Source organism: Amycolatopsis marina, from assembly GCF_900111885.1.
Taxonomy (GTDB): Bacteria; Actinomycetota; Actinomycetes; order Mycobacteriales; family Pseudonocardiaceae; genus Amycolatopsis; species Amycolatopsis marina.
The window spans coordinates 1-7,395 of record NZ_FOKG01000050.1 but is presented as its reverse complement, the minus strand read 5'-3'; the positions used below and the strand labels follow the sequence as shown (position 1 = coordinate 7,395).

Here is a 7,395-nt window from a genome sequence, read left to right as displayed (position 1 = left end):
AACCCGGTGTCGTCCACGATCAGCACGCCGCCCGGCTCGCCGAGATGCTCGACCACGTAGTCCCGCACGTCGTCACGCACCCCGTCGATGTCCCAGTCCGCCCAGCGCAACAACCGCTGCATCCCATCCGGAGACACCTCACCGGACTGCTCCGCCAGTGTCCAGCCGTTCTTCCGCTCCAACCCCGCGACCAGCCCGGACACATACTCCCGAGCCCGGCCCCGCGGCTCCGACCGCCTGAACCGTCCCGCGATCCGATCATGAACCCGATCCAGCTGCCCCATCACCACATCGACCACCACAACGATGATCTACCACACGACGACCAACTGCCGTTGCAGTACTAGCCACGTGCCCCGGTACGGGCTACCAGTCAGCCGCCTAAAGCATCCCGAGTGAGGTCACGATGACTGACACACAACACCGTTCGATTCCGACAACCGTGATTCGGATCGGTGATCTCATATTCCTGGACAGTTTCTCCGGACTCGTACCGGCCAAGGTGAGCGGGTACACCCCGCGCGGCGAAATCGCCGTGTTGGTGACCGCCACGCGCGGCGCCTACCGCCGTGGCGAACACACCACATTCACCCCGAGCGGTTGTGTTCCGCGCGCACACGTGCGCGTGCGTTGCGGACAGTTCCGCATCTTCGGTGCGTGGACCTTTGGCGGGCTGCGCGACGAATTCCAACCGCGCTGGGCCTGAAACCCGCGCACCTTCCCTCGTCCTACCGGTCAACGCCAAGGGAGGCGACATGTCCACCGACACGGACACGGCCAACGTCGTTAAGCTCCACTTTCAGTACGCCCAAAACGGCTACGTCATGACAGACGACACGTACGGCGAACAGGACGCCGATAGCGCGGTCGCGTTCACTCGTGACGGGTGTGCGTTCGTCGCCTGCGAGCGGGCACCGCGCGGACGTTGGCGTATCGAGTCCACCGACGGCGAAGCCGGTCCGGTGCCGCTGTCCGCCTATCGGTACCGACTTTCGGACCTGGCGGACGCTGCGGAGTACGTCGCCAAGAAGTGCGGCGCCACGGTCCGCCGAGTCGATTCCTGGATCTAGCGCAATCGTCCAGCGCATCCCGAAATTTCACTGATAGTCAGCCGCGTGTCTCGGCGCCCGTTCATACGGGCGCCGCGCAGCTCTCACCCGCACGCAATGGTTGCAACGGCTCTGCTTTCCGTTGCGGATTGTTCGACTCATCCGCGCGCACGTCATCACCACCGTTTCCCGAATCAGTAAAGGAGTTCAACCATGTTCGTGTACGGCGTGTCCATCACCGATATTCACAGCGTCGTACGCGACGTGTCCAGCGCGCTCTACGACGGAAACATAACCACGCACACGGGTGAGGATCGCAGCAACCGCGCCGGACCCCGCGCCACGTTCACCCTTCGCACCACCGACACAGCGGGTTCCGGCGCCAAGGGAAGCGCGTCCGCGTTCGGCAAGGGCACCGGCCCGAACGGCAGGCGCAGCACCATTTCCGCGTGCTGGCACGCCCACTACGACGTGCTGGCTGAGTTGTTCGCCCGATTCCCGGCCGCCCGCGTGGTGACCGCGATCGCCACCTATACCGCGCCCACGTTCCGGGAACGCGCGTTGGCCACCGCCTGCCTGAATGTCGGAAGCCAGTTGTACCCGGTGACCGCGCCGGACTGCTGCGAATGCGATCACACCGGTTACGTCGACACCTTCGACCAGGTCGCCGGCACCGGTTACGTCGACGACTCCTACTGGATGCCGTCCGGCGACGCGATGCGCCCGAACACGGACGTCGACTACTTCCTTGATCAGCTCGACCGCGTGCTCGCAGAACAGTGACGCCCTTTTCCCATCACCTCCGCACATTCACGCAATTCGACCGACGAAAGCGAGCACCCACGCTGACCACAGGCCACTCGACCACCCTGGACGCTCTGCGCGCGGAGCTCGACCGGGAACGCGCACGGGCCGACTCCTTGGAGACGGTGAACCGTGTGCAGGCCGGCAGCCTCACCAGCCTGGCCAGGCTCGCGGAGGAACTCCGCTGCCAGGTTGCCGACCTGCACGACGACGCGCTGAGCTCGAACCCGATGCCTGTACAGGGCCTGCGCAACGTCACCGGCCGCATGGACGGCTTGGCGACGACCTTGAGCCGCGCGGCACGCGGCTACTCCGGCGCCCGGACCACGGACATGATCTACCCGACCGTGGACGACGACCTCCGCGCACACGGGTGGACGCCCCGACCGGACCGGGGCCTGGACGGCGTGTTGCCACCGATCCCGATCACCGAGCTGGGCGACCGGCGCGGCTATGCGCGCGGCTGGCATCGCGGCCCGCAATGGATCACGTTGTGGTTCACCGGGCCGTGCGCACTGGCCTACGCGGACAGCAGCGACCACGGCCGGCTCACCGACGTCGACGGCGTACGTGCCGTGATCACCTCCCGCCGGCCGTTGTCCGCGGACGCACTGGCCGAATGGGTCGCGGCCCGGCAGCAGGCGCACACGGTGCCGTTCGATGCCCCGTACGTCCGGGTGTTCGCGCACCTGCGGTCGTCCTGGGGTGGGGGCCTGGTCGTCGATGATCGGTGCGACGAACACGGCGCCCCCGCGCCCGAGGGGCCCGGTAAGCGCTCCGTGTGGGCCTGCCCGAGCGACCCCGATTTCCGGCTCTACGTCTGGGGAATCGGCAACCAACCGGCCCACGTCCGCTACTGGGCCGGGCCCGTGGTCGACATGGCCCACCTGGTCCAGATCACCGGCCACTGCCGCTGACCTCAGCCCCTTTCCGCACCCGCCGACCGACCGTCCGTCGACGGTCGGCCGGCGCCTCGTCGTGCGCCGGTTACCGCCACACCTCACCACCAAGTCGGCCGGCTCGGCTCGGACTGGCTCGTCGACCAGCAACCCCACGGAGAACCCCAATGACAACCCTCGACCTCGCGCACACTGTCGCCGAGCACCTCGGGACCGGATGGCGCGCCTACACCGGCAAGGCCGACGACGGCTCGGAAGCCCATCTCGCCGGACCGAACGATCAGGTCCTCGACCTGGTCGACGGCACCACTACCGGCCGCAAGACCGACCGGGACCGATTGATCATTATCGGTCACCTCGGCTTCCTGCGCAACCATGTCCCGCAGGACCACGAGCAGGACCACAAGATCACCGTGGGCCGGTGCAAACCGCCCGACGTGATCGCCCACGAGACCCGGCGCCGGCTGCTGCCGAATTATGAGACCGCGCTGCACGCGGCCTGGGACGAGAAGCACGCCAGCGACGGCATCGCCGCCGCCCGTGAGCAACTCGCGGCGACCGTCGCGGCCCGCCTGGGCGTGCAGCGCCAAGACCAGGCGACCGACTTCCACTTCGGCACGGTCGACGCAGGCGTCCACGGCCGAGTCTGCGTGCGGCCCGGCGCGTCCGACTCGGTGTTCACCGTCCGCGTCCCGCACGACCGGGTGACCGAGTTCGCCCGGCTGCTGGCCACGTTCGGACACCTTCCTTGATCACCTCCGGCCGTTCGGTCCACCCCTCCGGTGGCCGAACGGCCGGCCTGTGCCCTTGCCGATTCCGCTCACTTCCGGCCCGAAGGGACCGATACCGCCATGACCACCACCTCCTCCACCGCCCCCGTGGCGGACGTTCTCGACTGCGGCCACCCACCCACCCCGGACCCCAGCGGGATCGGCACCGGCCGCGCGATCGACCCGACCACCGGCGCCACGAGCTGCTACCCGTGCTCGAACGAACGCGAACGCCACGCGATGACCCGCGCGAACACCTTCGTCGCCTACGTGTCCTCGGCCGGCGACGCGCTGATTACCGCGCCCGGCGGGCACCTGGCCACGATCGACCCCACCGACGCCCACCAGGTCGGCCGGCGCACCTACACCCCGTCCGGCGGGATGTGGACCCGCTACGTCTGGCACGCCACCGACGTCGACGGAGGCCGCTGGGCAGGCGTCAACGGCGGCCCTGGCCTCGTCATCCGCGTCCACCGGCTGCGCGTGTGCACCTGGCAAACCGAGTTCGGCAACGGCGGCGCGCCGCGCTACTGCCACCGCCGCGCCACCCACGCCGGCCAGGGCGGCGCCTTCGACCTCTACTACCGCACCCACGCCCGCCAGGTCTTCGACCTCTACGGCTGGACCACCACCGCCCTGCCACCCCGCGAACTCGCCCAGACCCGCGCGTGAATCGCGCCACCACAAAGAAAGGAGCCCTTCGTGTTCATGAAGTTCTACGACCGCCTCGACCTGTCACGGCTGCGTCTGGACGACGTGCACACCGTGCCCGCCAACCGCGCCAAGGCGCTCGACGTGGCGCGGGACCGCCACCTTCCGCGCCAGTCGCTCACCCGCATGGGCTTATGGGTCTACGTCTTCCAACTCGGCGCCGACGTCCATCTCGGCACGGTCACCCTGGCCGGCGCCCAGCCCGGACCCGAGAACGTGGTCACGCTGCCGGTCCGCCAGCTCGGCCACTGCACCACCCCCGGCCGCTGACCGAGATGGCCGGCCTGCTGGCCGCGGTCGCCGAGGACTACCCGCCCACCGCCCTGACCGCGCTGCTGGCCGACAGCCTCACCAAGGTCCTCGACCTGTGGGCCGACGCCCGCCGCAACGGCCGGACCACGATCGACATCCGCGACCTCGACCGCGCCGTTACCAGCGAATTCGCCCCCGCCATCCGCGCCTGGCGCACCGGCGACGCCTTCCCACGCCCCCGCCTGGCCGACACGGCCTGGCCCGAACCCGTTCCGAGGTGAACACCATGCCTATCGACGACCCCACGACCGCAACCCCGTCCGAGATCGACGAAGAGCTCGCCCGGCTCGGCATCGAGCATGCCAAGGCCACCGACACCGTCAACGGGCTCACCGCCCGCGTCCACCGTCTGGTGAACGACGGCATGGCCGAGTACGCGACCGAGTTGCAGCCCCGGATCGAGCAGGCCCGCCAGACCATCGCCGAGTGCGAGGCCGCCGCGCGCCCCCTCGATGCGGAGTTCGAGCGTCGGGGCGGCTGGACCCGCGCCTGGCTGGTCCTCAACACCGGCGGCCACGTCCACCGCACCATGGAGTGCCGCACCTGCTTCCCCTCCACCCGGTTCGCCTGGCTCACCCAGCTCTCCGGGCACGACGAGACCGAGATCGTCGAGCAGGCCGGCAAGGCCGCATGCACCGAGTGCTACCCCAGCGCGCCGGTCGACATTCGCAACCAGCCCAGACGGATCAAGACCCCCGAGCAACTCGCGCGGGAAGCCGAGAAAGCCGAACGCGCGAAAGCCAAGGCCGCGAAAGCGATCACCGCGCCGGACGGAACACCCTTGCGCACTAAGGGGTACGGGCAGATCGACACCGAGTTCACGGCCCGTCGCTCCTACTTAGACGCCTTGGCCTACGCCCGGTATCTGACCAGGGCAAGCATCGCCCACCACCGAGACACCATCGCCGAGTACCGCGAGGACGCGCAGCTCATCCTGGCCGCGCTGGCCGCGAAACATGGCCGCACCGAGGACGACTTGCGCGCCGAACTGGCTCCCAAGGTCGAAGCCAGGTGGAAGCGCGAATACAAGTAGCGGCGCCCTCTGTCGCCTGTGTCTGGCTTGGAACGCGTCCCCTGCCTACGCACCTATCCGCTTCCCACGAGAGGACCCCTACCGATGATTCTGGTCGAAACGCTGGAAGACCTGGTTTACAACTACCTCGAAGATCCCGCCCGGCCCGGCCCGGTTCGGCCGTCGGCAAGGTCAACGCGCAAGACCTGGTCAGCCGCGTCGTGCAGCACCTCGCCGAGCGCGGGGTCGACGTGGCTTTTCAGGACGGCTCGCGCCTCACCACATCAGGCAGCACGCCCCGGCGGCCGGAGCCCGAGCGGCACCGCCTTCCCTTGGTACTTCAGGAAAACGACGACGGGCACGTCCGCATCTACTGCGACGGCCGCGACTGCGTCTGGTCCTGGCCGCTCTACCAGCACGCGAGCGCGCAGACCAACGGCGACACGATCACCAAAGCTGTCGAGCACGCCCTCCGGCGACACCGCCACACCTGACCACTCCGGCTACCAGCTACGCCACATCGGCGCGATGCCCTCCCCAGCACCAACTCGCCACGGGGAGGGCATCGCGCTGCGTGGGCTGATACACATCCGCAGTAGCTCGAATCGCCATGACTACCAACGACATTCACGACGCCCGGCAACTCATCGCCGAGATCAACATCCCCACGGAACGCCCGCGCTGGGCATGGTGGGCCCCCGGTGACGCCACCCGCTACCACGCCACGCTGATCAACGCAGCACCCAGCGCCAGCATGGTCGGTACCGCGCCCGGCGGCACCTTCCGCGCGCTGGTGATCACGATCGACCTGTTCACCTCGCGTCCCATCTCGATTGTGATCCCGCGGCCCCACTGACGACGAAGACCGCTACACCGCCGAGGAATGGGTCTTCCGACGGTTCCCCGGTGGCTGGTGGGCCGGCATCCGGCCGCTGCTCGCCGCTCTGGGCTGGACGCCCACGACCGACCGCGACACCGGCTACCGCAGCACCGACTATCGCGACATCACCAAGGCACAGCGCAACCCAGACGCCGACCGCTAGTACCAGGCACCGCGCTTGCCTCCGGCCACACGGCCGGACCACCCCACCCGCACGGCACCGCCCGCGTCCGCGCGGGCCGTGATGACGGCAGCCCGCCGTCCGAGGAGATCATCATGAACAGCACCGGCAACACCGATTTGTCGTCGCGCTCTACGTCGATCCGGCCAGCCGGCAGGTCCGAGTTTCGATCGATCTCGACGATACCGAGTCGTGGCTGCTGCGCAACGACAGGGACAGCACGGTTCCACTGCGCATCTGCGTCCAGGGCGACGTCACGTTCGGGGGCTGACAAACCGATCGCGCGAGCGTCGGCCCGCGCTCGCGCCATTCGCGCATCGTCGAACGATTCCACTGCTCGTCCAATCAGGACACTCATCGCGTCACGTTGATGAAGAGGTTATTCATGAACTCGTAAACCACCGAAATGCCGGACCTTACTGGTAATCACCGGAATCACGACTTGCCGAATGCCTGAGCTGAAGTAGATGGCCAGCAGGCCTAATCGCCCGCCTCTGCCGCAACTTTCCCCCGTCCTGGACGTCCGGTTCGGCGCGTGCAATGCGCTCCGAGGTGGCGCGCCACGTAGGCCGACACGTGCAGAAGTTGCGCGACCCATGGCCACCCCTGCTGGTGAGTGAGGCGCAATGTTCTCAGTTGCCAGCCGTCGGAAGCATCGTGGACGCTTGCGCGTCCGTGCGGCGGTGGCGGTGCATGAGGATGCCCTTGGCCGTGGCGATCACGTCGCGGGTCCCGAGCGCGGTGCGTAGCTGGGCCTGTTCCTGGGAGCCGATCAGG

General features: G+C 68.3%; 13 protein-coding genes. 11 read left to right on the top strand and 2 right to left on the bottom strand.

Features of this window, described 5'->3' with window-relative positions; translation table 11 throughout:
- Nucleotides 1–302 (bottom strand): transposase (locus tag BM199_RS33040; protein WP_143102012.1); only part of this gene is annotated, 302 nt, incomplete at its 3' end.
- 104 nt (nt 303–406) lie between these two features.
- Between BM199_RS33040 and BM199_RS33035 the strand changes: the two genes are divergently transcribed.
- The 11 genes from BM199_RS33035 (at nt 407) to BM199_RS32985 (ending at nt 6,413) form a co-directional block, all read left to right on the top strand.
- A complete protein-coding gene (locus BM199_RS33035) occupies nt 407–706 on the top strand; it encodes a hypothetical protein (protein ID WP_091680093.1) in 300 nt (99 codons plus the stop codon).
- Between the two features lie 49 nt (nt 707–755).
- Nucleotides 756–1,070, top strand: coding sequence for a hypothetical protein (locus tag BM199_RS33030; RefSeq protein ID WP_043829857.1), 315 nt, complete (start codon nt 756–758; stop codon nt 1,068–1,070).
- Nucleotides 1,071–1,262: 192 nt separating this feature from the next.
- On the top strand, nt 1,263–1,832 hold the full coding sequence (locus BM199_RS33025) for a hypothetical protein (RefSeq protein ID WP_043829855.1): 570 nt from the start codon (nt 1,263–1,265) through the stop codon (nt 1,830–1,832).
- 155 nt (nt 1,833–1,987) lie between these two features.
- Nucleotides 1,988–2,770, top strand: coding sequence for a hypothetical protein (locus BM199_RS33020; RefSeq protein WP_143102011.1), 783 nt, complete (start codon nt 1,988–1,990; stop codon nt 2,768–2,770).
- Between the two features lie 149 nt (nt 2,771–2,919).
- Nucleotides 2,920–3,504, top strand: a complete 585-nt coding sequence (locus tag BM199_RS33015; protein ID WP_043829851.1) for a hypothetical protein — start codon at nt 2,920–2,922, stop codon at nt 3,502–3,504.
- Nucleotides 3,505–3,603: 99 nt separating this feature from the next.
- Nucleotides 3,604–4,194 (top strand): hypothetical protein, encoded by a 591-nt coding sequence (locus BM199_RS33010; RefSeq protein ID WP_043829849.1) that lies wholly within the window; start codon nt 3,604–3,606, stop codon nt 4,192–4,194.
- A 30-nt stretch (nt 4,195–4,224) separates the two neighbouring features.
- Nucleotides 4,225–4,503, top strand: a complete 279-nt coding sequence (locus BM199_RS33005; RefSeq protein ID WP_043829848.1) for a hypothetical protein — start codon at nt 4,225–4,227, stop codon at nt 4,501–4,503.
- A gap of 5 nt (nt 4,504–4,508) precedes the next feature.
- A complete protein-coding gene (locus BM199_RS33000) occupies nt 4,509–4,766 on the top strand; it encodes a hypothetical protein (RefSeq protein WP_043829846.1) in 258 nt (85 codons plus the stop codon).
- 5 nt (nt 4,767–4,771) lie between these two features.
- The gene (locus tag BM199_RS32995; protein ID WP_143102010.1) at nt 4,772–5,578 is read left to right on the top strand and encodes a hypothetical protein; all 807 of its coding nucleotides are present in this window, start codon (nt 4,772–4,774) and stop codon (nt 5,576–5,578) included.
- Nucleotides 5,579–5,808: 230 nt separating this feature from the next.
- A complete protein-coding gene (locus BM199_RS32990; protein ID WP_143102009.1) occupies nt 5,809–6,051 on the top strand; it encodes a hypothetical protein in 243 nt (80 codons plus the stop codon).
- A gap of 116 nt (nt 6,052–6,167) precedes the next feature.
- The gene (locus BM199_RS32985) at nt 6,168–6,413 is read left to right on the top strand and encodes a hypothetical protein (RefSeq protein WP_043829842.1); all 246 of its coding nucleotides are present in this window, start codon (nt 6,168–6,170) and stop codon (nt 6,411–6,413) included.
- Between the two features lie 837 nt (nt 6,414–7,250).
- On the opposite strand, the gene BM199_RS32975 is transcribed toward BM199_RS32985, so the two are convergent.
- Nucleotides 7,251–7,391 (bottom strand): ANTAR domain-containing protein, encoded by a 141-nt coding sequence (locus BM199_RS32975; RefSeq protein ID WP_342741756.1) that lies wholly within the window; start codon nt 7,389–7,391, stop codon nt 7,251–7,253.
- Nucleotides 7,392–7,395: the final 4 nt, after the last annotated feature.